Origin of the sequence: Vibrio sp. zbq_1, assembly GCF_043102935.1 — a bacterium.
In the GTDB taxonomy this organism is placed as follows: domain Bacteria; phylum Pseudomonadota; class Gammaproteobacteria; order Enterobacterales; family Vibrionaceae; genus Vibrio; species Vibrio parahaemolyticus.
This window is the reverse complement of the sequence record NZ_JBICJH010000004.1, coordinates 388,551-411,710: the sequence shown is the minus strand read 5'-3', so window position 1 is coordinate 411,710 and position 23,160 is coordinate 388,551. Positions and strand designations below refer to the sequence as shown.

Here is a 23,160-nt window from a genome sequence, read left to right as displayed (position 1 = left end):
AACTATGCCAAGCCAAACTCCTATTTGGTCGCCATCTGCTGAGCGAGTCAGAGACAGTAACCTACTTCGATTTATCGAGAGCACTAAAGTACGAAGCAGCACAAGTAATGAGATTAGCGATTATGCGTCATTACACCGCTGGTCTATTGAACACAATGACGCATTTTGGCAGCACACTTGGCAATTTTGTAAAGTCGTTGGCAAGTTAGGTTCACAAGTCAAAAGTTTAGGCGAGCCAAAATGGAGCGATTCAAACTCACCAAATATCAACAGAGATACGGTTTGGTTCTGCGATACAACCCTTAACTACGCTCAGAATTTACTTGTACACGCTGAGCAATCACCAGAGCGACAATTGATTGTTTTCAGCAATGAAAGTGGCGAGCAAAAACAGCTCTCTGGTCAACAGTTGATTGAGCAAGTGTCCATCGTCCAACAATGGTTGATTGCAAATGGTGTCGGTAAAGGTGATGTCGTGGCGGCCTACTTGCCCTACCTTCCAGAGACCGTAATTGCGATGCTCGCGACCACCAGCCTCGGTGCTATTTGGACGTCGACCTCTCCAGACTTTGGCGTCGACAGCGTGTTAGAGCGTTTCGGTCAAGTGACACCCAAAGTATTGTTTTGTTGTAATGGCTACCAATTTGGCGGCAAGATCTTCGATATGACGCAAAAAAACCGAGCGATTAGCAGCAAGCTCGGAAACACCATTAGCGTTTGCCAAATTGACTATTTAACGCCAAGCAGCGAATTAACACCAAGAGACGAACGATCCGACTCCGACTTCATTACATGGAGCGAGTTGTCTGAACACATTGCTCCACAAGCTATTCACTACCAACCAGCGCTGTTTAATGACCCGTTATTCATTTTATATTCGTCAGGAACCACAGGGCAGCCTAAGTGCATTGTCCATTCCGTAGGTGGAACCTTACTCAATCATTTGAAAGAACATCAACTGCACTGCGATGTTAAACCTCTCGACAAGGTTTTCTACTACACCACTTGTGGTTGGATGATGTGGAACTGGCATGTTTCCGCACTCGCGAGCGGTGCCACGTTGGTGATTTACGACGGTAGCCCCGTGTACCCCGACCATTCTGTGCTTTGGCGCTTGGCGGAAGAGCAGTCGGTGTCACTGTTTGGTACCTCTGCAAAGTATCTCGAAGCGCTTGAGCAAGCCAATTATTCGCCTCGGTCAGAGCATAGTTTGGATTCGATGAAGACCTTATGCTCTACAGGTTCCGTGCTCTATCCAGAGCAGTTCAGTTACGTTTATCAACATATCAAACAGGATTTACACTTAGCTTCCATCGCTGGCGGAACCGACATTTGTGGCTGCTTTGTTCTCGGTAACCCGATCTCTCCCGTCTACAAAGGGGAATGCCAAGGCGCGGGGCTCGGCAACAAGGTAAAAGTGCTTGATGACGCAGGGAGCGAAGTAGTTTCACAACGCGGAGAACTAACATGTAACAACTCGCTGCCAAACTTCCCTATCGGCTTTTGGCATGACAATGGCGAACGTTATCACGATGCTTACTGGAGCAAATTTGCTGATACTTGGCACCACGGTGACGACGTCAAGCAAACCGCAAACGGTGGCTTTATCTTCTACGGCCGAAGCGACGCAACGCTCAACCCCGGCGGTGTACGTATTGGCACAGCAGAAATCTATCAACAAGTGAACGCGCTATCGGGTATCGAAGATTCGATTGCCGTCGGTAAGTTGAGCCAGCAATCTGAAGAGATCTGGTTATTCGTCAAATTAAGCCAAAGTGTTGAGTTAACGCCGCAACTGACTGACTTGATCCGCCAAACGTTGAAAGCGAACTGCTCACCGCGACATGTCCCGCGCAAGATCTTCGCACTCAGTGATATTCCACGAACGCGTTCCGGTAAAACGGTTGAACTGGCAGTAAAGCAGGTCGTGAATGGTCAGACAGTTAAAAATATCGGCGCAATTGCGAATCCAGAGGTTTTGGAAGAGATAGCGGCAATTGCCGTTGAAACACAGCCAGTACTGACCAATGCGCTATAAAAAAGAGCCGCTATTGCGGCTCTTACGATTTCAATTTATTCGAAGTTTTAAATTACTTCTCTTTACCGAATACGTTGTTCTCTTGCTCTTGTACGCGGATGAAAGTCGTACGCTTCGTTAGTTCTTTAAGCTTCGCTGCGCCTACGTAGGTACAGGTTGAACGCACACCACCAAGGATATCTGAGATCGTACCGTGAACACTGCCACGGAATGGCAATAGTACGGTTTTACCTTCAGCGGCACGGTACTTAGCCACACCACCAGAGTGCTTGTCCATTGCCGACTGAGAAGACATTCCGTAGAACTTCATGAAAGTCTCACCATCTTTCTCGATGATCTCGCCGCCTGACTCTTCGTGACCCGCTAACATACCGCCCAGCATCACGAAGTCTGCACCGCCGCCAAACGCTTTTGATACGTCACCCGCGCATGAACAACCGCCGTCACCGATGATCATACCACCAAGGCCGTGCGCCGCATCACCACACTCAATGATTGCAGAAAGCTGAGGATAACCCACACCCGTTTTGACACGAGTAGTACATACTGAACCTGGGCCAATGCCCACTTTTACGATGTCTGCGCCAGCAAGAATAAGCTCTTCACACATATCACCAGTAACCACGTTACCCGCAGAGATCACTTTGTCTGGAAACTCTGCACGTACACGCTCTACGTACTCAACCAAATGCTCTGAGTAGCCGTTCGCGATATCAACACAGATAAAGATGAGCTCGTCAGAAAGCGCCATAATGTCTTTTGTTTTTTGGAAATCTGCGTCAGAAGTTCCCGTAGACACCATCACGTTTTTTAGCGTTGCGTTGTCAGCAGATTTTACGAAGTCTGCCCAGTCGTTCACTGTGTAGTGTTTGTGAACGGCTGTCATTACACCATGCTCAGCCAGTGCTTTAGCCATTTCAAAGCTACCAACTGAATCCATGTTCGCTGCGATTACAGGCACACCAGACCATTGACGACCACTATGCTTGAATGTAAAATCGCGGGTTAAATTTACTTGAGAACGGCTTTTCAGGGTAGAACGTTTCGGGCGAAACAGTACATCTTTAAAACCTAACTTAAGTTCTTGTTCGATACGCATTGTGTAATTCCTTGATTCATATGTATATGTGTCATCTCAGAGTGCGTAGTGAAACCGTTGGCAGACGGGTTCACTGTTCTTCGGACACAAAAAAACCGGAGCGTTGGCAGACGCTCCGGTTTTCAGCATTATAGGCTGTGATTTCTTTCCTACAAGTCTGATATTTGCATTTTTTTTGTGTTACCATCTTGAAAATCGCATATCAAAAATCCCTTTCAAGACACTCTTTTTTCTTCTTAATTAACAAATTCAACAACTTAAGAAAACCTAAAAGCTAATCCATTGCGCAAACCTTTGCGTCATTCACTTTTATCTTGACCGATATACCTCTCAAAGCTGATTAAAACTCAACCAGTTAACCTTCAATCTCGCGTATACATCTCGAAGATCATTAAAGAAATTTCACTTTTAAAGTCACATTTTCGCCCGAGATTCAGTTTTTCGCTCGCTGAATATGAGTCGCAGCGCGAAGAGTCTCCACGACATCTGTGGCTAATAATCCCACTTCTCCATGTTTTTCTGCATTGAGATCGGCTGCGTGGCTATGAATCATGACTCCTAATCGCGCTGCGATAGAGATCGGTAAACCTTTGGCAAGCAGTGCACCAATCACACCAGAAAGTACGTCACCCATTCCGCCCGTCGCCATGCCCGGATTACCTGCGAGGCACACATACATTCTGACACCATCAAAAACCAGCGTTCCTGCACCTTTTAACACCACTACGCCACCATAGCGTTCTTGCAGTTGGCGTGCTGCGGAATATCGATCACTTTCAACCTGTTGAGTGGTCACATTTAACAAACGAGCGGCTTCTCCCGGATGAGGAGTGATGACACGTTGGTTGTCACACACCAATGTGCCATCACATCGTTGACTTAACATTGCCAGAATATTTAGACCATCCGCATCCACAACTTTCGGTTTTTGTTCTTGAGATAGGTATTGATAAGCTTGATACGCCCACTCATCGTCGCCAAAACCGGGGCCAAACACCAAAACATCCGCCCAGCGAATACGCTTAGTGAGCGCGTTTTCCGTGTCTCTGAGTAAATCCGTGGTTATGCTTTGACTCATCACTTCTGGGCAACTAACCTGCAGAGGAATGAAACTATCAGGGTGCGTAATACTTGCTGTTAACCCTGCCCCGCTTCGAACCGCCGCAGACGCGCACAAACGGATTGCGCCAGACATACCTTGATTCCCGCCGACGCAAAGTAATTTACCGTTATCGCCTTTGTGAGCGGTCGCTTTTGGCTTTGGGAGCAAACGAGGGATGACTTTATGGTCAATACCCAGTGCACTTTCTTCTTCTATGGAATCGAATTCCACGTTGACGCCCAAACCACAAAAGTGCAGCTCGCCAATTCGGTCTCTCGCTTGAGCGGTACATAACCCTTGCTTAACGCCGATGAAGGTAACTGTATGGTCCGCTTGGATTGCGTCACCTAAAACTGAGCCAGTGTTAGCGCACAAGCCGGACGGGATATCGACCGCAATAACCGGGCACTGAATTTGGTTGATCTGCTCTATGTAGCGACGATATTCAGTTCGGACTTCACCCTTTAGCCCCGTGCCTAACATAGCGTCGATGATCACTTCCGCTTCAAGTAACGCAGTATTCCAATCATCCCAACTGCTGTTTTTACCATCAACGGTTTGCCAGTCTTGATACGCACGCAAAGCATCGCCCTGAAGCTGCGTTACATCACCGATTTGAAAAACTTGAACATTCAGCTGAGCTTGTTTTGCAAGGGATGCAAACACGTAGCCATCGCCGCCGTTGTTGCCTTTGCCACAAACGACAAGAACGTTTTTCGCTCTTGGGTATAAATGAAGAAATCGTTCGTAAACAGCCATGCCAGCTCGCTGCATTAGGCTATACATAGAAACGCCTGCCATGTGGGCGGCAACCACTTCTCCGTTTTTGACTTGCTCGGCGGTGTAGAGTTTTAAGGCGAGATTAAAGTCCATATTTAGGCTCTGCGCATTGGGGAAACACAATTATAAGTATACAAAAAAGCCAAGGTTCCCCTTGGCTTTTAACGAATAAATTTCAATCGCTATTTATGTTGTGACATCAAGGCTTCTGCTGTCGCGTCTTGGATAGACAAAAACAGTGAGTTGATTTTTCCAGTTGGCGTTCGCATTGGGTTAAGCGTTACGTTCTGGTACATAAACTCCGCCTGTTGTGTAACAGGGCGTACGTTGCGGCAGCGAAACAAATACGGACGTTGACGCCACGTAATAAAGCTTCTGCAACCCAAGTCGTACACAGGTTTCGTCTTCAACTTAAACCATTCCGGCGGGATTTCTGGGAAGATATCGAAGATCGAACGGCCAATTGCCTCATGCGATTGCAAACCGCTGTGGTGCGTCATAAAACCGTTCCAGACTTGAACATTGTAATCTCGATCAATCACCACCAACCCCATATCGACGTTCTGTACCATGTCGACCATCCAATGGAATTGTTCAAACTCTGCTGGCATATTCAACATTAGAACTCCTCCATTAGGTATGCGAGTTTGTTATCAAGCAATGGCAGCGATTCATCAACAAACATAAACAGCAAATCACAGCGAATCGATGTGCCTTCGATGTTGTAGCTCACTTCAAACGTCATTGTGCGTTTGAATGCGCCCGTTGTGGACTCAATAATGGAATCAATCGAAATGTGCTGACCAAGCAATACCGGCGGACTTTGGAAGAAACGCACTTCTGATTGCTCGCCTAAACCATTTAGGAACGAGCCAACCAAGATGTTAGAGATATCCATCAACAACTCGAGTTCTTCAAGCTCTTCACTGTCGGCTGGCACTTTCATCAGCTTTTTCAGATCCGATACGCTAGAGTCACTCAAAATGACCAATGCTTCCCCGGCAATGCCTTCGCCACAAAAGCCCTGACAAACGCCTGAGACGTTATCATGCGATGCCAAGTCACGCAGCGCCATGTGAAGCTCACTCACTTCAAAGATATTCACGTTTGGTAAAGGCAGTTGAACAAATACATCAAAATGGCGAGCTAACGCGTCGGCAGCTCGGCCGATAGAAACGTTCGCCACTTCCATGTAAATATCGCGTCGGCGGAGAATAGGCAGCTCAATCACGCTTGGTGTGATGATAAGCGGTCTAGGCTCTGGCTCAATCAGCTCTTTGAGGGCGTTTTTTAGCTCATCTTTTGCGATGGGCTTTTGAATAAATGCTTTGGCACCTAACGCGAAAACGCGCTCTTTGGCTTTGGGTTGAATGTCCCCCGACACAACCACAACTGGCGTTTTGTTTCCTAAACGCTGCATGTTTTCTAAGGTTTCAAAACCGTCCATTTCTGGCATGGTGAGGTCAAGAAACATCAGTTTAAATTCTTTTTGCGCTAATTCTTCAAGCGCATTTTTTCCGTGGATAGCAAACGTAATATCCGGATTCAATGTTGCTGGCAGTGATCTAGCCATCTGCTTGCGTGCTAACGCTGAATCATCACAGATGAGTACAGGAAAAGACATTCAATCACCTTTTTATATTCAACAATCTGCGCTGGAGTCTACCAGATTGTTACCGCATATAGTACGAGAAAACTGACGAGGAATTTGTATTTTTTGTTTATGCAGTAAGCATACGCAAGATCAATAGATGAGTGAACCTAGCCAACAAGAAACAACGCATTTCACTGTCGATTTAGTGACATCGAACAAAGCCTACTGACCATTCTCAGCCCTTGATACGCATAGGGTTGCGTTTATCTAAGCTCCAGAAAACCGAGAAAAAGTTCGTTACTTGCTAAAGTGAAGAAAGGAAAGAGGAAACATCAAAAAAGGCATCTAATAAGATGCCTTAAGTAAAATCACGATGCTAATACGCTTTCTATGGCACACCGTGACCTTTCGAAGCAACCCAAACTCGATACCATTGCTCGCGAGTCAATTCGATATTCAGTGCATTCACTGCCGTTTGCACGCGCTCAATTTTCCCTGAACCAATGATTGGAATTGGCTTAGAAGGCAAGCGACGTACCCAAGCGTAAATCACTTGGTCAATGCTGGTCGCACCCACTTCTTCACGAATCGCTTCTAGCTCGTTACGAACGCGAATCGCTTGCTCGCTTTCCCCACTGAAGATTGAGCCGCCACCTAAACAAGACCAAGCCATTGGACGCGTGCGCAACATTTGCATTTGGTCTAGCGTTCCATCGTGCGCAACCTCAAAATTAAGCGGGTTGATTTCCACTTGGTTAGTCACAAGAGGTTTACCAAGGCGCAATTGCAACAATTCGAACTGACGCGGCGTAAAGTTGGACACACCAAAGTGCTTCACTTTACCTACTTTGTGCAGCTCCGTGAATGCTTCCGCAACTTCATCAGCATCCATCAATACATCTGGACGATGGATCAATAGCACATCGATTTCATCCACATTTAAGCGCTCAAGTGAGTTGTTCACTGATTGGTAAATGTGTGCCGAACTTGTGTCGTAGTGATTAATTTTGCGTTCAGGTGTTTTGTCACCACACAAATTAATGTCACATTTGGTCACGATCTGGATTTGGTCGCGTACGCTTTTATCCAAAGCTAACGCTTCACCAAACAACGCTTCACATTCGTAGTTACCGTAAATGTCTGCGTGATCGACCGTAGTGATCCCTAACTCAATATGTTGCTTAAGAAATGACAAACGCTCTTGAGCCGTCATTCCCCAATCTGCCGCACGCCAATATCCTTGAACTAGCTCTGAAAATTCAGGGCCATTTGGTGCAGTCACAACTTTTGCAACCATGGGTTTTCTCCTTCAATTGAACTGCATTCATCCTAGTCTTGTTTTCACATCGTCTCAACGGGTAAACTTTCGCAATTCGAACTGGAGTACGAAATATGTCTTTTGCCCAACGTTTAGCCACTTTGATTGGCGAAGAAAGCATCAGCGGATTTGCACGACGCGTTGATGTGTCGGAAGCGCTCATCCGAAAGTACCTAAAAGGCAGCGAACCTAGCCTAACCAAAGCCAATCAGATTGCGATGCGGGCAAACTGCTCTCTTGAATGGTTAGCGACGGGTTGCGGTTATCTCTACCGTCGAGCTGAAGTGGTGGATATGGATGCCTATAAGTTGGCTTTCCAACACGTGATGAATGATGAGCTGACAGAAGATAAAGAAGAGCTTCATCGAAAGCTCATTGCAGGGTACCAATACCTGCGCGCACATAAAAAGGCAGACGGATTTTTAGATGAATCCGCCATGGCGACATTTCTTGCTTTGCATAAAGAGACTAAAGCCGAGTAAGTCGCAACTCGATCATTTCGCCATCACTGCGTAAAGTAATGACTACGTGCGGTGATGGCTCTGTAAACTCATCTGCTTTTACCCAAACCATCGACCTCTCAATCTCTGGCGGGTAGCGATTTATCAGTAACACCACTTCTTTGTCGACCTCTCCTGCAGATTTGTTTTTCAGCGACGCTGCGACATCGTATTGCTCGTTGCCGATTGCTAAGCTTCGCATCACCAAACCATCTTTTCTTAGATTAAGAATGAGTTCACTCAGCGTTTGTCTCTGATACTCGGTTAAAAAGGAGAATTGCGCTTTCTTTTCTTCGAATACCGCCTCGCCGTATAGCGTCTGCTGATAGTAGGAAAACTCATCTAAACAGAAAGAACGGCTGAGATTTTCTGTCTCGCCAATCTGCACATCACACGGATACCAGTTCCCATCATGTTGAATCTGTTCACTCAGTTTCTGGTACGGCGTAGAAGACAAGACTTCTTGCCACCAGCGTTGCGAAGCCAATGAAGAAAAGGATGCCGCGACACAGCAGAAAAATAGCAAAGTTCGAGAAGCAAATCGCATGGTGTGTTTAAAGTTAAAAACGGAAAACAACGACCTTAACGCTAGGCTTAGATTTATCAAAGAGAATATTTTAGAGGCGAGTACGAAAATGTTATCTAGCAGACATTAAGAAGGCGCACTCTTGCGTGCGCCTCTACCTCGTTACTCAATCGTGAGTTTGCGAATCGATGATGTCTATTGATGCATCCCGAACATAAAACGAGGACTTACTGTAGGGTTTGAATCCATCCAAATTGTGTGTAAAACCTCACATCCCTCCTTCTGAAGCAGTCATGTTGCTTTACACTTAAAGCATGGTTCATTTTGCTCAGAAAACAAGTTTTTTTATATCAAAAAACCGCCAAATATGAGAGCAATAGCACAATCCTAAATAATGGTTGTCGTCGAGATTCTTCGAACACTCAATAGTGGAAAGCTAAATTGCATCTTTACTGATTAGGTCTAGACTCTCCGAAGCGTATACTTTCGTTCTTCCTTTCCACAAGCTTCAGGAGAATTTGTTAATGACCAAACGAGAGAGAATTGTGAAATCTGTGTTAGCGCACGTACCGAAAGATGCGATTAACCAGTTTGTCTCTCGAGGGTCCACACCATTTTCTGTCCTGATTATGGCCGCCATCGTCGGCACATTAGCTGGTTTCGTCGGTACTTACTTCGAACTTGCGGTTCATTTTGTTTCTGAAACCCGCACCGAATGGCTGAGAAGCGAAATCGGTAGCGTACTTCCTCTTTGGCTTGCTGCGGTGCTGATCAGCGCGCTGCTTGCTTTTATTGGCTACTTTCTTGTTCACCGCTTTGCCCCAGAGGCGGCGGGCTCAGGTATCCCTGAAATTGAAGGCGCGATGGACAACATTCGTCCTGTGCGTTGGTGGCGAGTCCTGCCAGTAAAATTCTTCGGCGGCATGGGCGCACTTGGCTCTGGTATGGTGCTCGGTCGTGAAGGCCCAACGGTGCAAATGGGCGGTGCTGTAGGTCGAATGGTGACCGATATTTTCCGCGTTAAAGATGACGATACCCGCCATTCCCTGCTCGCTTCTGGTGCTGCTGGCGGTTTGGCTGCGGCCTTTAATGCACCGCTTGCGGGGATCATGTTCGTAGTTGAGGAAATGCGACCTCAGTTTCGCTACTCGCTTATCTCGATTCGTGCCGTGATCATTTCTGCCATTATGGCGAACATTGTGTTCCGCGCCATCAATGGTCAAGACGCCGTAATCACCATGCCGCAATATCAATCCCCAGCGCTACAAACCTTGTGGTTGTTCCTATTGCTTGGCGCACTGTTTGGCGTGTTTGGCGTGATCTTCAACAAACTGATTACAGTGGCGCAAGACAGCTTTGTTGCTATTCATAAAAACGATCGTAAGCGTTACCTGATCACGGGCTCAATTTTGGGCGGCGTATTTGGCCTGCTGTTGCTTTACGTACCTCAATTAACAGGCGGAGGCATTGCACTTATTCCCGATGTCACAACAGGTAACTACTCGATCTCTATTTTAGTGCTGCTGTTTATTGGTCGCGTGGTCACAACTTTGCTTTGCTTTGGCTCTGGCGCACCAGGCGGTATTTTCGCGCCAATGCTCGCGCTGGGCACATTGTTTGGATACGCATTTGGCGCAAGCGCAGATGTTCTGTTGCCAACGCTTGATATAGAACCTGGCGTCTTTGCGATTGCAGGAATGGGAGCTCTGTTCGCTGCGACAGTTCGCGCGCCTATCACTGGTATTTTGTTGGTGATCGAAATGACCAACAACTACTATCTGATTCTTCCGCTAATCATTACCTGTCTAGGGGCGGTGATTGTCGCACAGTTGCTTGGTGGACAACCTATTTACAGCCAGTTGCTGCATCGTACGCTTAAAAATGACAAGCTACGTCAACAAGATCTCCCTGAAAATCAGGCCTCCTAGGCAACTTAAAGCACTCCGGCTCCAAACCTACTTGTAAGTATCACGAATGTTTGGAGCCTGCATTTCTATAATTTTGCAACGGTTCGCAAATATTCGATACCAAACTCACAAAATTCTCATTCTCTGATATTTACCCATCATGTTTAGGCGTCATCGCCTGTTAAACTTGTTAATATTCGCGCCATAAAATAGAGCAATTGTTCCACTCAAATCCGCCCACTACAGGCCAAAATGAGTTAACAATTGCGCAAAACATGCGTTGAAAATTCGCGTTTCGCAATGCAAGGCAGCAGCAGGTTAAGATGAAGAGAATCAACGATCTGATTCCACACCGTTCGCGATTTTCACACGCAAAGCAACCAAAGATAACTTGGTTTTAAACATCACTTTTCGTTTCATTCGGGCAAAATCAATTCGGAGTAGATTTGAACTGGAAAAGACTTGTGCAGTTTTATAGTGTCCCGCCTTCTCAAGCGGCGCTGGCACTGGGTATGATCGGGCTTGGCCAAGCGTGGGCGCTCTATGTTCCCGATATTGGTACGCCAATTCGTCCTTTTCTGGCTTCATTTGGCGCGTTATTGCTCGCTCCCGTTCTGATTAAGTACGCCACCAATCCTCGCCTATTTATGGCGGATATTAAGCACCCGTTAAGTGGTAGTTTAATGGCACCAATGAGTATGGCATTATTGATCCTGACCGATTATCTCGCGTCGGTTGCACCACTCATTGCCTATCCCCTTTGGTGTTTAGCTGTACTGCTTCATTTTACAATGATGGTGCTGTTTTTTGGCTTCCAGCTCATGAACTTCAAAATGTCGAACATCGTCCCGAGCTGGTTTCTCTACCCTGTTGGATTAATCAGTAGCTCGTTGGCTGGTTCGCAATTCGGTCATAATCTGTTTTCCGAAACCCTCGCGATCATGTGTATCGGCATTTACTTCTTTATGCTGCCACTGGTGTTGTATCGCTTGGTGTTTTTTGGCTCACTGCCAAGACGAGCAAGACCAACGCTCGCGATTATGGCCGCGCCAGTTAACTTGTCACTGGCAGCTTATTTAGTGAATTTTCCCCAACCCGACCCTATTCTGACGGGCGCGTTGGCGGGAATCGCGATCACAATGACGCTACTGATCTACTTATGTTATTTCCGCTTACTTCGATTGAAGTTCCAACCCTCGATTGCAGCGGTGACTTTTCCTTCAGTCATCAGCGCCATTGCGATGCACCGATTAACCTCTTTTTTCGCACAATCTCATCCTCAATGGCATTGGTTACACGATTTCGGCTTTTTAGAACTCAGTATCGCGACCGTATTGGTCGTTTGGGTATCGGCAGGTTATGTGAAAATGTACTGGCCAGAAATTGTAAGAACCCCGACCAAACAAGCATAAAAAACGGCCTCATTAAGAGGCCGTTTTTTATCACTATCAACAAAGTATTAACCCGTAAACTTCGCCATGAAGTTACCGACGTTAGTCAAACTCGATGCAGCCATCACGATAACAATCGCTGCTCCAGTTAGCGTTAAGTACATTGGGTGTTGGTAGTCACCGACGATATCTTTGCGTTTTGTCGCAACTAAGACGGTACCCAAAACGATAGGAAGGATAATGCTGTTCACTAAACCCGCTAACATAAGTAGAAGAATTGGCATATCCATGGTAACCGTGCCTAGCGAGGTTAGGATAATGAAACCGACACACCACGCTTTTTCGTTTCGCGCTACAACGGGGAAAAGCGTCTTAATTAATGAGATAGCCATATAAGAGTTACCCACTACAGACGTGATGGAAGCAACAAACAGTACTAAGCCAAAGATGAAGTAACCAAGCTGGCCAGCACCTTGACGGAAAGCGTCGGCTGCCGGGTTAGCTGAATCCAACGTTGCGCCTGTCGCGATAACACCAAATACAGCTAAAAACAGTAGTACGCGAATAACCACCGCAATAGAGATACCAGCCCACGCCGTTGAAGTGATGGAAGGTACGTTCTCTTTACCTTTCAAGCCAATGTCCACTAGACGTTGTGCACCCGTGTAGTAACCGCCAACTGCGCCACCAACGATAGTCAATGTAGGCAGAAGCAAGCTTCCAACATCCATAGGCATCACCGCTGCACTTAGTGTATCTCCCATCGGAGGTAAGCTCGTCATTGCCACATATGCAATCAGAACAATCATGAACAAGCCAAGGTAGCGAGCCATTTGGTCCATTCGTTTGGAGGCGTTATGAACCACAAACAGCAAACAGCCGACCACACCAGTAAACAGCGCACCCCAAGTCGTGTCCACGCCCGTTAACACATTAATGCCTAACGCCGCGCCACTTACGTTGCCAAAGTTAAACGCCACAGCTCCAAGCGCAAGGAGAATACCGACACCATAACCCATACCCGGCGCCACTTTGTTCGCAATGTCTTGGATTCGCATGCCAGAAACGCCCACAATGCGCCACAAGTTCATCACGATACCAAACGTGATAAAGATCGAAGCCAATACTGGAAACGCCATGTCGACTTTGTAGATGTTCGTGAAGACAGCAGTTTGAGTCAAAAAGCCTGGGCCAACAGAGGTCGTCGCCATCAAAAACGCGACACTTAGCATGGCTTTCTTTTGCCAACTGGTTTCTGTTACAGGAGCTGAAATGGAAGAGGTGCTGATAGTGCTTTGTGTAGTCATGCCAAGTCTCAAATTTGTTGTCTTTCTATTATTAGAAAAAAAGAAAGACAACTGACCGAGATCAGCTGAACTTAGAGAGATATCTCTTTTCAAAACAAACGATTACACGTTGTAGCCGTTCATTGGGCGCATATACTAAGAGCAACGAATGTGACTGTCAACACACAATTGCATAAATATTATTTATTGCGACTCACCTACCCATGATTCAGGTATAAAAAAGGATGGCACGTTGCCATCCTCTCTCAAATCTAAGCTTCGTTTTAACTAGCGTAAACCATGCAGAAACTCAGCGCGGGTGGCTGGGTTGCTCTTAAAAATACCACCCAATGCTGTGGTTGTCGTTTCGCTGGTTGCATCCATAACACCACGTGATTTCACGCAGTAATGCGTCGCGTCGATAGTCACGGCCACATCGTCAGACTCAAGCAATGTTTGCAAAGCAACTAGGATTTGCTGTGTCATACGCTCTTGAACTTGAGGGCGCTGCGCGAAAAAACGGACAATACGGTTGATCTTAGACAGGCCAATGATTTTACCACGAGGGATATACGCAACGGCCGCTTTGCCGTCGATCGTGACAAGATGGTGTTCACACGTGCTGGTTACGGTGATGTCTTTCACGCGAACCATTTCACTTACGTTCATCTTGTTTTCAATAACCGTGATTTTTGGGAAGTTGGAGTAATCCAAACCAGAGAAAATCTCGTCCACGTACATTTTTGCAATGCGATGTGGCGTCTCTTCTAGGCTGTCATCCGTAAGGTCGAGTTGAAGCAGGGTTAGGATCTCACGCATGTGGTGCTCGATCTTTTCTTTCTTCTCTTCACGGCTCACGGCATTAGGACGCATTGGTGTTTCTAAACCGCGTTGCTCTAGCGCTTCTTTTACTAACTTCGCTGACTCGCTAAGACCTGACATTCCACTTCCTCTTTTGTAACTACCACTCTCGGTGTGAAATACAATTGCAGTGTTTTCATCCCGTTAGCGTCTAAGTTGCTCAGTTAGATGTTCATATCGCCAAGGCACATAACAAGAATACACTGAGCCGTTTTCTTTAGTTCCGATAGGCGTTTACCCCTTTCGGATGGGTGACAAGGATACTCGGATTTTTGAATAATTACACCCATATTTTATAGGTGGACATTCTTACCAAGTCCGATTTTATGGTAGAGTTGCCACAAAACAAAAGAACATAGGATTATCTCAATGGGCTGCTGCGACGCACCTGGCTTGATGCCAATTGAAGAAGCGATGGACAAAATGTTATCGCGCATCAAACCTATCCAAACGACACTTTCTCTTCCTCTTGCTGATGCTCTGGGTTTTGTACTGGCCGAAGACGTTTTATCGCCAATTCACGTACCGCCTTTTGACAACTCAGCAATGGACGGTTATGCAATCCGTATTCAAGATTTAGAAGCGTCGACTGTATTGCCGATGGTGGGCAAATCCTTTGCGGGCCAACCTTTTGAAGGTGAATGGCCAACAGGCACTTGTGTTCGAATCATGACTGGCGCGAAAATTCCGGAAGGTTGCGATGCCGTTATCATGCAAGAAAACACGACCGTGACCGAAGCGGGTATCCAGTTCAACCAAACGGATGTGAAACCTCAAAATAACATCCGCCCAACTGGTGACGACATCAAGCAAGGCGATATCGTATTAGCAAAAGGCGCGCGCCTAACACCACGCGATATTCCAATGATTGCTTCTCTTGGCGTAAGCCATGTCACTGTTGTACGTAAACCGAAGGTGGCGTTTTTCTCGACAGGTGATGAACTTAAACCATTAGGTGAGCCACTCGAAGCAGGTCAAATCTACGACAGCAACCGTTACGGCATTAAACCGCTTATCGAAAACTTTGGCTGTGAAGCGATTGATCTTGGCATTATCCCTGACTGCCCAGAAACATTAAAAGCAACGTTTGAAAAAGCACAAACGCTCGCGGATGTGGTTGTCACCTCTGGCGGCGTCAGTGTGGGCGAAGCAGACTACACCAAGGACATTCTTGAACAACTTGGGGAAATCGGTTTTTGGAAACTGGCAATCAAGCCGGGTAAACCTTTCGCATTTGGTAAGTTAAGTACAGCTTGGTTCTGTGGTCTACCAGGTAACCCTGTATCTGCTGTGCTAACCATGTACGTACTTGTTCAACCAATGTTGGCGAAATTAGCTGGCCATACTGAATGGAAAGCACCTGAGTCTATCCCTGCTACGACAAAAACTGCATTTAAGAAAGCGCCGGGCCGCACGGACTACCAACGTGGCATCTACACGCTAGAAGATGGCAAATTTGTCGTTGAAACCACTGGCAACCAAAGTTCTGGTGCCTTCCGCTCAATGAGTTTGGCAAACTGCTTTGTGGTGTTGGAACGAGAGCGTGGCCGCGTGGAAGTTGGCGAAACAGTTCAAATCCAACTGTTTAACTCAACGTTATACTAGGAACGTGCCGTGGATATTCTTTCCGATCATGAGATGCTGCGCTATAACCGCCAGATCATTCTTCGCCAGTTCGATTTCGAAGGGCAAGAAGCGCTCAAACAAAGCTCCGTGCTTATTTTGGGTGCGGGCGGTTTAGGCTGTGCTTCTAGCCAATACCTCGCCACAGCAGGTGTCGGCCGTATTACGCTCATCGATGACGACATTGTAGAGCTCTCTAATTTGCAGCGCCAAGTATTACACCACGACACAGATATCGGCCGCAAAAAAGTGGATTCTGCCGCCGATGCGCTACGAGAACTTAACCCTCACGTCGAGGTAAACACCGTTGCCAAACGTCTCGATGATGCTCAACTTCGAGCTTTGATTGAACAACACACTGTGGTAGTTGATGCGTCTGATAACGTTGATACTCGTAACCAACTGAACCGCCTCTGCTTTGCAACGAAAACCCCGCTTATCTCTGGTGCGGCAATTCGTATGGAAGGTCAAGTGAGCGTGTTTACGTACGACGATCCAACTCAACCTTGTTACCAGTGTTTGAGTGCACTATTTGGTAGCGGTGCACTAAGCTGCGTTGAAGCTGGTGTAATGGCACCAGTGGTCGGGATTGTGGGTGCTGTACAAGCGATGGAAACCATCAAGGTGATCGCAAATTACGGCCAGCCAAAGAAAGGGAAAATCCTTATTCTCGATGCGCTCAGCATGTCGTGGCGAGAAATGAACTTGATGAAAATGCCGACCTGCCCTGTTTGTGGTTAAGTGGCGCAAACTTCACCATAGTAAAGAGTTCTCAAAAAGCCCAACACAACGTTGGGCTTTTTCTTATTCTGAGATTCAAAATTAAAACCTCGAACTTCTAGTTGTCAATGTCCATCAAAAACAGCTACTTAAGAATTGGCACGCTCCTTTCATTGCATATAAAACAATTCAATGAGAGGGCGAATCATGAAAAGGACATCACTAATACTCGGCTCACTGTTCGTAAGCGCTTATGCGAATGCGGCGCCTTTCGACACTTGTCCGAGCAAAGCGTATTTATTCCAATCGACCCCCGTTCAAGTTTATGGCGTCAATCTGGTTACGGGTTCCACCACTTTATTAGCTGATGATGTGGGTTTGGCATCAGGGATCAATGCCGTCGGGTTCGACTTCACCGACAGATACATTTACGGCTACGATACCACCAACTTGAAAATCGTCCGTTTAGGGAAAGACTTTCAAGCAGAAACACTGAATGTCGCTGGTTTGCCTAGCCATACGTTTTTTGTTGGAGATGTTTATAATCACGTTTACTACTTATATCGAAAAGGCAAAGGATTATTTTCCATTGATTTATCACCATTAGATACCAATCCAAATGCGACGCTAACACTTACACAAATTACCGCGACCGCAAACGTAAACTTGACGGATTTTGCCTTTCATCCAGGCGACGGTTCGCTTTACGGAATCGACAACAACTCCGGCATTCTCTACAAATTCAATACTGCAAATGGCCAAGCCACTATGATTGGAGATACGGGCGAAACCGGTACCTTTGGTGCAGGCTATTTTGACGTCAACGGCAATTACTATGTTTCCCGCAATCAAGACGGAAAAATCTACCGTATTAATTTGTCAGCGGACAACGCTTCAAACATCAACGCTGGCATTGTCCCAGCGGTTGAGTTTGTCTCGAACGGCCCGAGTTCAAGCCAAAATGACGGTGCACGCTGCGCCAACGCGCCAGTTATTGATGAAGATGACCCAATCGATTTTGGCGATGCTCCAGATAGTTACCACACGCTTCTTTCCTCAAACGGTCCACGACACGAAATCGATGGTGTGACATGGCTTGGTTTCATTGCGCCTGATGGCGATTCAGATGGACAAATCGCACCTTCTGGCGACAACAAAGTTGGTACCGCAGACGAAGATGGTGTTGGCTTTGTTGCCGCACTCGATCCAGGTTTGAGTTCACTGGTGAATGTGACAGCGTCTACTTCTGGCTACTTATCCGCTTGGTTTGACTGGAACCGCGACGGTGATTTCGCAGATGAAGGTGAACAAGTATTTACAGACCAGTTACTCGCAACAGGAAACAACACACTTCCATTTATCGTCTCTGAATTGGCAACCGCAGGACCAAGTTGGAGCCGATTCCGCTTTAGTCAACAAACGGGGCTCAAATACGATGGCGGCTCAACCTCCGGCGAAGTGGAAGATCATCCAATCACTATCACCGAAAATGGCGTATCTGTTCAGCATTTCCCAAGTGCAGAAGGCTACGCAACGGTAGCGTTTGAGGATAACTGGCCATACACCGCAGACTACGACATGAACGACGTCGTCATTCAGTTCCGAATCACAGAAACGCGTATGGAAGGTGTGGTCGAGAACATTCAAATCACCGGTGACCTCGCCGCTTACGGTGCAGGATACAAAAATGGCTTTGCTATTCGTTTACCGGGCATAGCAAAAGCAAGCATCGAGAATGGCTTAACTACCCTGTCGTTTAACGGCGTTCAACAAGCAAGCAATGGATTGGAAACTATCTCGGAAGAGGCCATTTTCATCATCAGCGATGATCTCAGCCAATACACGCAAAGCAATTGTACCTACTTCCGAACTCAATCAGGATGTGATGACAACGTTGCTTTCTCTTTTACGTTGACGGTTTACTTTAAGGAAGGCTCCGACCGCTCTGGCTTACAAGCCATGCCTTACGACCCATTTATCTTTGCAACACCAAACACTTACCACGGTGACGGTATTACCTTCCAACCAGGCCGAAAATGGGAAGTACACCTACCGGATCAAGCGCCAACCGAACAGTTTGATGATGCCAATTTGTACGGACTCGGTGTTGATGCAAGTGATCCTGTACAAGGTACGTACTTCAAAACCAGCAACAACCTACCTTGGGCTCTGCTGATTGTTGAGGACTGGGAGTGGCCATTGGAAAACGTAGACTTGGTCGACGCGTATCCACAATTTGCCACTTACGCTGAATCAGTCGGCAGTCAAAATGCTAACTGGCATGCCTCACCAAAAGCAAACAAATGCTACATTCCATAGGAGACCACATTATGAAAAATTTAATCACAATCATCATGGGATTAGCGTTAACAGCCTGCGGCGGTGGAGGTGGCGGCGGTGATAAAAGCGGTGACAGCTCAACGCCTCCACCAACTCAGACCACCATCGTGGTCGAAGAACCAAGCATGCAAACGCTGAACGTACCAGATGGCTACGACTACGATCCGATCGTCGCTCGTGCTCTATCTGTTGACATTAGTGGTTACTCTTCACAACGCGCGCACCTTAGTGTCTATAAAGAGTATCAAGCGATGACTTCAGGTACCTACCAAGCGAAATACGCAAGCAAAGTAGCTTCTGAAGCACTCATCAACGGAAAAGCCGAAATGAATTTTCCGGTCTCCGATAGCCAAGGAAATCTATTAGTCGAAGTTTGGTTTTATGACGGTTCAGACCCCGTGCAGCACGTGATATCAGCAGAAGATTCATCTTGGCGCCTGTAAGCATTAATGTCATGAATAGCAAACAAACCTAAACCTCTTAGAGATGTTAAATATCAGCAAAAATCGCATCGTTCTTTGAACATGCGATTTTTTTATTGTAAAACAATAGGCTTACGCTAGCCTAAACGGGTGGAACTCAACTTGGATAACCCCAAAACTTACATTTTGGTCTTCATCGGTTCGATTGCTCTGCTCCTTTTACTTTTGTGGGGCTCACCCACCAGCGAAAAAACCTTATCAGCAACCGTCATCAGCAACACTTTGACTCAGTCTTTAGACGGGCAACGACGTTACCTGACGATAGACGCTCCTGATATCGAACAACAACGCGTCGCCGTTCCGATAACAACTGACTGTGCGATCGGTTCGACAGCCACATTTAGGCAAGCGACAAGCTCAACTTTTGAACCATCACTTTCATTCGTCAGCTGTAACTAGAATAGTGGTCACTCCCACGACAAGAAGGATTTAGCAATGCAAGCATTGATCAGTGCAAAAGAACTCCATGCCCTACTTGACCAACAAAATGTAAAGCTTTTAGACGCAAGCATTAGCTTTCAAATTCCTTCTGAAAGCAAAAAAATCACCGATAAATGGATTCCAAACACTTACCGTTTTGATTACGACAATGACTTTTGTCTGCCTGATACCTCTTTGCCGCACATGATGCCAACCGAAGCCGGATTTAATGTAAGCGCACAAAAGCTTGGGCTAAATAACGAAGACTTGATCATCGTTTATGACAACTCAGGTACACTTGCTTCACCACGCGCATGGTGGATGCTCAAAGCGATGGGACACGAGAGCGTCAAAGTACTTAATGGTGGACTTCCAGCTTGGATAGAAGCGGGATTGCCCGTCGTAGATTCGCTAGCAAAACCTGAACAATTAGGAAATTTTGCGGGAAAATTAAATAAAAATGCATTTTTGGACGCAAATGCAGTATTAGAGTACTCAAACAATTGCAGTGCGCATATTGTTGATGCTCGCTCACGAGCGCGCTTTTTTGGTGAAGTGCCTGAGCCAAGAGAAGGATTGCGCAGTGGCCATATTCCAAACTCGTTGTGCCTGCCTTTTCAAGAACTGCTGGATAACGGTTACATCAAACCGAACTCAGAATTGAAACAAGCATTTAGCGAACTGTCGCTATATAATGACAATTCAATCATTTTCAGCTGTGGCTCAGGTGTGACTGCCTGTATTTTATTGTTGGCAGCTCATCAACTAGGCTTACGCAACTTATCTGTTTATGACGGTTCATGGACAGAATGGGGTGCAGACTGCTCACTGCCAATTACGCGTTAAGCTAGGGGTTATCAAAACAACATGGTCGGATTAAAGAAGAACATTTGGACTCTTTACATGATGCTGCTCACCGTCAGTATCGTGACATTTTCGCTATTCGGCTATTACCACTACCAAGCAACGTTAGACAAATACAAAGACAAACAGCTCCTACAATTGGAGCTGTTTGCTTCCTCCGTTGAATCACTTTTAAAAGGGCAAGAATCGCTGCTAGAAGTCGTTGGTCATCAACTGGTGGAACAAAATAGCTTCACTCGTACCGCGGCCATTCAAACTCGCCCAATGTTAGATAAACTTCTCAACATTCATCCGGCGATCATCGGTTTTGGCTTGACCAATCCCAACGGCGACTATATTTCCGTTAGCTCGAACTTGATTTTGGAAAAGCTACACAATCTCAAGCAAGATCCGCTGACCAGAGAGACCTTCCTTGAAGCGTTGAACTCCGATCGCATGGTGATCGGCAGAACCTACTTTATGGAAGCGCAAGATTCGTTAGTTATTCCCATTCGTAAAGCGATTCCAGATAAAAATGGCGTAGTACAAGCGGTAATGACCGCTGGCTTTAACATGAATACGTCGTCAGTGTTTCGTAACGATATTCATGCTAATGAACACAATCGCGTGTCCCTCATTAGAAACGACGGCTACCTTACGTTTAGCTCATCTGAAGACACCACGATCAAGGACTATCAAAAGCCCGCCGATGATTTAAATAAACAAGCCTTATTGGATCAAATCCAGCAAGACTACGGCTGGGATACCGACCAAGTAAAACAGCTAACCCGAGCAATCAATGTCGTCGTCGACACCCAACGTTTGAATGAATTAATCACACTCAAATACCTTCCTGATTATGGGTTATGGGCGGCGTCGTCGACCGATTTGGGCTTCATCAAGCGCGGCTTTTACAGCCAATTTGCGTTTTACTGCATCGTCTTTCTGATCGTTCAAGCAGCGTTTTATGCGCTGTTTCGCTCAATCGCTAACAATGAACACGAAACCAAAGAGCGTTTGCTTTACCAAGCTTGTCATGATCATCTAACTCGCCTACCTAATCGCGAGTATTTACGTTCCAACATTCAACGTTGGATGTGTGGCAGCAGTAACCCGTTCACCTTAATGTTCATTGATATCGATAACTTCAAATCGGTCAATGACACACACGGCCACGAATTTGGTGACGAAGTTCTAAAACAGATCTCGACTCGCCTTAACCACTTTTCGCGCGAAGGTCGTTTGATCGTCCGTGAGGCAAGCGACGAGTTCATCTTTATCGTTAATCGAACTGATGAAGAGACCATCAAAGATCTAGCAAGCGAGCTGATTCAAACGCTTTCCAAACCATATAACGTTAACGATAACCAGTTCCTGCTCAGTTGCAGCATTGGGATTGCGTTCTACCCAATGCACGGCGACAACTTAGACGCGCTGCTGCTTTCTGCAGATATCGCCATGTATCAAGCGAAGAAACAGCGTAATGCGTACAGTCTGTTTAATCAGGAGATGCAAGCAAGTCATCTGCACAAGATGAAAGTCGAGCAACGTCTGAGGCTTGCGATTGAGAAGCAAACGCTGTTTATGGCTTATCAACCGCAGTTAAACATTAATGGCGAGATTTATGGTGTTGAGGCGCTTGTTCGTTGGGAAGACGAGGAACTGGGCAAAGTGCCACCTAACGAATTTGTTCCTGTCGCTGAAAGCTCTGGTTTGATGGTGCGATTGGGTGAGTTGATCATCGAAAAGAGCCTTGAAGATATGGGCTTACTGACAACCCACCTTGCCACTCCAATTCAGATGTCGATCAATATTTCCGTCAAGCAGTTCCTGCACGCCAAATTTATAGAGCGCTTGATGGCGGCGATGGACAAATACCATCTTGATTGCAATAGAATCACGTTAGAAATTACCGAGAACTTGTTTATCGAAGATCTAGAAAAGTTCTCTCCGACTTGCGAGCGCTTGCACGCTTTGGGCTTTAAGATTTCATTGGATGATTTCGGAACGGGCTATTCGTCACTAAGCATGTTGAGAACATTGCCGATTGATGAAGTTAAAATTGACAAGAGCTTTGTCGACAATATTGAGCACGATAAAAAAGCGCTGAATATGGTGAAAAACATCATCGCTATTGGCAAAAACTTCGAAATGAAAGTCTTAGCTGAAGGGGTCGAAACGCAACGCCAACGCGACCAATTAGAAGCGTGTGGCTGTGATTTGATTCAAGGTTATTTCTACTCCAAGCCACTCTCTTTTGACCAACTTGTTAGCTTTGTGAAAGACAATAAAGAAGAAAAAGCCATCATAGATTAACGATGGCTTTAGTG

The 23,160-nt window shown here is 46.3% G+C and carries 19 protein-coding genes; 11 read left to right on the top strand and 8 right to left on the bottom strand.

Going from position 1 to position 23,160, the window contains the following annotated elements; all coding sequences use genetic code 11:
• Positions 1 to 4 precede the first annotated feature (4 nt).
• Positions 5 to 2,038 (top strand): acetoacetate--CoA ligase, encoded by a 2,034-nt coding sequence (locus tag ACF8CV_RS02285; RefSeq protein ID WP_138937138.1) that lies wholly within the window; start codon positions 5 to 7, stop codon positions 2,036 to 2,038.
• Between the two features lie 52 nt (positions 2,039 to 2,090).
• Here ACF8CV_RS02285 and ACF8CV_RS02280 read toward each other — a convergent pair whose 3' ends face one another.
• From ACF8CV_RS02280 to ACF8CV_RS02260, 5 genes are all read right to left on the bottom strand, one after another.
• Entirely contained in the window at positions 2,091 to 3,137 is a 1,047-nt protein-coding gene (locus tag ACF8CV_RS02280) for a GMP reductase (protein WP_005463577.1), read from the bottom strand.
• A gap of 433 nt (positions 3,138 to 3,570) precedes the next feature.
• Positions 3,571 to 5,112 (bottom strand): NAD(P)H-hydrate dehydratase, encoded by a 1,542-nt coding sequence (locus tag ACF8CV_RS02275; protein ID WP_021452211.1) that lies wholly within the window; start codon positions 5,110 to 5,112, stop codon positions 3,571 to 3,573.
• A gap of 89 nt (positions 5,113 to 5,201) precedes the next feature.
• Complete coding sequence (locus ACF8CV_RS02270; RefSeq protein ID WP_005463573.1) at positions 5,202 to 5,639, bottom strand: PAS domain-containing protein; 438 nt, start codon at positions 5,637 to 5,639, stop codon at positions 5,202 to 5,204.
• A complete protein-coding gene (locus ACF8CV_RS02265; RefSeq protein ID WP_005463571.1) occupies positions 5,639 to 6,643 on the bottom strand; it encodes a response regulator in 1,005 nt (334 codons plus the stop codon). Before ACF8CV_RS02265 ends, ACF8CV_RS02270 begins: the two co-directional genes overlap by 1 nt.
• Positions 6,644 to 7,001: 358 nt before the next feature.
• On the bottom strand, positions 7,002 to 7,910 hold the full coding sequence (locus ACF8CV_RS02260; protein WP_005477146.1) for an aldo/keto reductase family oxidoreductase: 909 nt from the start codon (positions 7,908 to 7,910) through the stop codon (positions 7,002 to 7,004).
• 95 nt (positions 7,911 to 8,005) lie between these two features.
• Here ACF8CV_RS02260 and ACF8CV_RS02255 point away from each other — a divergent pair, with 95 nt between their 5' ends.
• The gene (locus ACF8CV_RS02255) at positions 8,006 to 8,413 is read left to right on the top strand and encodes a helix-turn-helix transcriptional regulator (RefSeq protein ID WP_005463567.1); all 408 of its coding nucleotides are present in this window, start codon (positions 8,006 to 8,008) and stop codon (positions 8,411 to 8,413) included.
• Here the strand turns inward: ACF8CV_RS02255 and ACF8CV_RS02250 are convergent.
• Entirely contained in the window at positions 8,400 to 8,978 is a 579-nt protein-coding gene (locus ACF8CV_RS02250) for a hypothetical protein (RefSeq protein WP_011106434.1), read from the bottom strand. The genes ACF8CV_RS02255 and ACF8CV_RS02250 overlap by 14 nt on opposite strands.
• A 503-nt stretch (positions 8,979 to 9,481) precedes the next feature.
• Between ACF8CV_RS02250 and clcA the strand changes: the two genes are divergently transcribed.
• Together clcA and ACF8CV_RS02240 are read left to right on the top strand one after the other, a co-directional pair.
• Positions 9,482 to 10,885: a H(+)/Cl(-) exchange transporter ClcA gene (gene clcA / locus ACF8CV_RS02245; RefSeq protein ID WP_005463563.1), complete on the top strand. Its 1,404-nt coding sequence runs from the start codon at positions 9,482 to 9,484 to the stop codon at positions 10,883 to 10,885.
• 443 nt (positions 10,886 to 11,328) lie between these two features.
• Positions 11,329 to 12,276 carry a TDT family transporter gene (locus ACF8CV_RS02240; RefSeq protein ID WP_005477193.1) on the top strand — a complete coding sequence of 316 codons (948 nt, stop codon included), beginning with the start codon at positions 11,329 to 11,331 and terminating at the stop codon, positions 12,274 to 12,276.
• A 47-nt stretch (positions 12,277 to 12,323) separates the two neighbouring features.
• Here the strand turns inward: ACF8CV_RS02240 and ACF8CV_RS02235 are convergent, their stop codons facing one another.
• A complete protein-coding gene (locus ACF8CV_RS02235) occupies positions 12,324 to 13,562 on the bottom strand; it encodes an NRAMP family divalent metal transporter (protein ID WP_138937139.1) in 1,239 nt (412 codons plus the stop codon).
• A gap of 267 nt (positions 13,563 to 13,829) precedes the next feature.
• The gene (gene folE, locus ACF8CV_RS02230) at positions 13,830 to 14,483 is read right to left on the bottom strand and encodes a GTP cyclohydrolase I FolE (RefSeq protein WP_005477356.1); all 654 of its coding nucleotides are present in this window, start codon (positions 14,481 to 14,483) and stop codon (positions 13,830 to 13,832) included.
• Positions 14,484 to 14,771: 288 nt separating this feature from the next.
• Between folE and moeA the strand changes: the two genes are divergently transcribed.
• The 7 genes from moeA (at position 14,772) to ACF8CV_RS02195 (ending at position 23,146) form a co-directional block, all read left to right on the top strand.
• Positions 14,772 to 16,007, top strand: a complete 1,236-nt coding sequence (gene moeA / locus ACF8CV_RS02225) for a molybdopterin molybdotransferase MoeA (RefSeq protein WP_020838039.1) — start codon at positions 14,772 to 14,774, stop codon at positions 16,005 to 16,007.
• Positions 16,008 to 16,016: 9 nt separating this feature from the next.
• On the top strand, positions 16,017 to 16,766 hold the full coding sequence (gene moeB, locus ACF8CV_RS02220) for a molybdopterin-synthase adenylyltransferase MoeB (RefSeq protein ID WP_138937140.1): 750 nt from the start codon (positions 16,017 to 16,019) through the stop codon (positions 16,764 to 16,766).
• A 186-nt stretch (positions 16,767 to 16,952) separates the two neighbouring features.
• Complete coding sequence (locus tag ACF8CV_RS02215) at positions 16,953 to 19,064, top strand: LruC domain-containing protein (RefSeq protein ID WP_138937141.1); 2,112 nt, start codon at positions 16,953 to 16,955, stop codon at positions 19,062 to 19,064.
• Between the two features lie 11 nt (positions 19,065 to 19,075).
• Positions 19,076 to 19,528 carry a hypothetical protein gene (locus tag ACF8CV_RS02210; RefSeq protein WP_015313408.1) on the top strand — a complete coding sequence of 151 codons (453 nt, stop codon included), beginning with the start codon at positions 19,076 to 19,078 and terminating at the stop codon, positions 19,526 to 19,528.
• Positions 19,529 to 19,669: 141 nt separating this feature from the next.
• Positions 19,670 to 19,966, top strand: a complete 297-nt coding sequence (locus ACF8CV_RS02205; RefSeq protein ID WP_017447384.1) for a hypothetical protein — start codon at positions 19,670 to 19,672, stop codon at positions 19,964 to 19,966.
• A gap of 36 nt (positions 19,967 to 20,002) precedes the next feature.
• A complete protein-coding gene (locus tag ACF8CV_RS02200) occupies positions 20,003 to 20,833 on the top strand; it encodes a sulfurtransferase (protein ID WP_029843870.1) in 831 nt (276 codons plus the stop codon).
• A 21-nt stretch (positions 20,834 to 20,854) separates the two neighbouring features.
• Positions 20,855 to 23,146 carry an EAL domain-containing protein gene (locus tag ACF8CV_RS02195; RefSeq protein WP_025518345.1) on the top strand — a complete coding sequence of 764 codons (2,292 nt, stop codon included), beginning with the start codon at positions 20,855 to 20,857 and terminating at the stop codon, positions 23,144 to 23,146.
• Positions 23,147 to 23,160: the final 14 nt, after the last annotated feature.

Coding starts and splice junctions, on each gene's coding strand:
- ACF8CV_RS02195 (WP_025518345.1), top strand. CDS start 20,855: ATGGTCGGATTAAAGAAGAACATTTGGACTCTTTACATGATGCTGCTC.
- ACF8CV_RS02280 (WP_005463577.1), bottom strand. CDS start 3,137: ATGCGTATCGAACAAGAACTTAAGTTAGGTTTTAAAGATGTACTGTTT.
- ACF8CV_RS02235 (WP_138937139.1), bottom strand. CDS start 13,562: ATGACTACACAAAGCACTATCAGCACCTCTTCCATTTCAGCTCCTGTA.
- ACF8CV_RS02215 (WP_138937141.1), top strand. CDS start 16,953: ATGAAAAGGACATCACTAATACTCGGCTCACTGTTCGTAAGCGCTTAT.
- ACF8CV_RS02285 (WP_138937138.1), top strand. CDS start 5: ATGCCAAGCCAAACTCCTATTTGGTCGCCATCTGCTGAGCGAGTCAGA.
- ACF8CV_RS02275 (WP_021452211.1), bottom strand. CDS start 5,112: ATGGACTTTAATCTCGCCTTAAAACTCTACACCGCCGAGCAAGTCAAA.
- ACF8CV_RS02200 (WP_029843870.1), top strand. CDS start 20,003: ATGCAAGCATTGATCAGTGCAAAAGAACTCCATGCCCTACTTGACCAA.
- ACF8CV_RS02255 (WP_005463567.1), top strand. CDS start 8,006: ATGTCTTTTGCCCAACGTTTAGCCACTTTGATTGGCGAAGAAAGCATC.
- ACF8CV_RS02265 (WP_005463571.1), bottom strand. CDS start 6,643: ATGTCTTTTCCTGTACTCATCTGTGATGATTCAGCGTTAGCACGCAAG.
- ACF8CV_RS02250 (WP_011106434.1), bottom strand. CDS start 8,978: ATGCGATTTGCTTCTCGAACTTTGCTATTTTTCTGCTGTGTCGCGGCA.
- ACF8CV_RS02270 (WP_005463573.1), bottom strand. CDS start 5,639: ATGTTGAATATGCCAGCAGAGTTTGAACAATTCCATTGGATGGTCGAC.
- ACF8CV_RS02260 (WP_005477146.1), bottom strand. CDS start 7,910: ATGGTTGCAAAAGTTGTGACTGCACCAAATGGCCCTGAATTTTCAGAG.
- moeA (WP_020838039.1), top strand. CDS start 14,772: ATGGGCTGCTGCGACGCACCTGGCTTGATGCCAATTGAAGAAGCGATG.
- folE (WP_005477356.1), bottom strand. CDS start 14,483: ATGTCAGGTCTTAGCGAGTCAGCGAAGTTAGTAAAAGAAGCGCTAGAG.
- clcA (WP_005463563.1), top strand. CDS start 9,482: ATGACCAAACGAGAGAGAATTGTGAAATCTGTGTTAGCGCACGTACCG.
- ACF8CV_RS02210 (WP_015313408.1), top strand. CDS start 19,076: ATGAAAAATTTAATCACAATCATCATGGGATTAGCGTTAACAGCCTGC.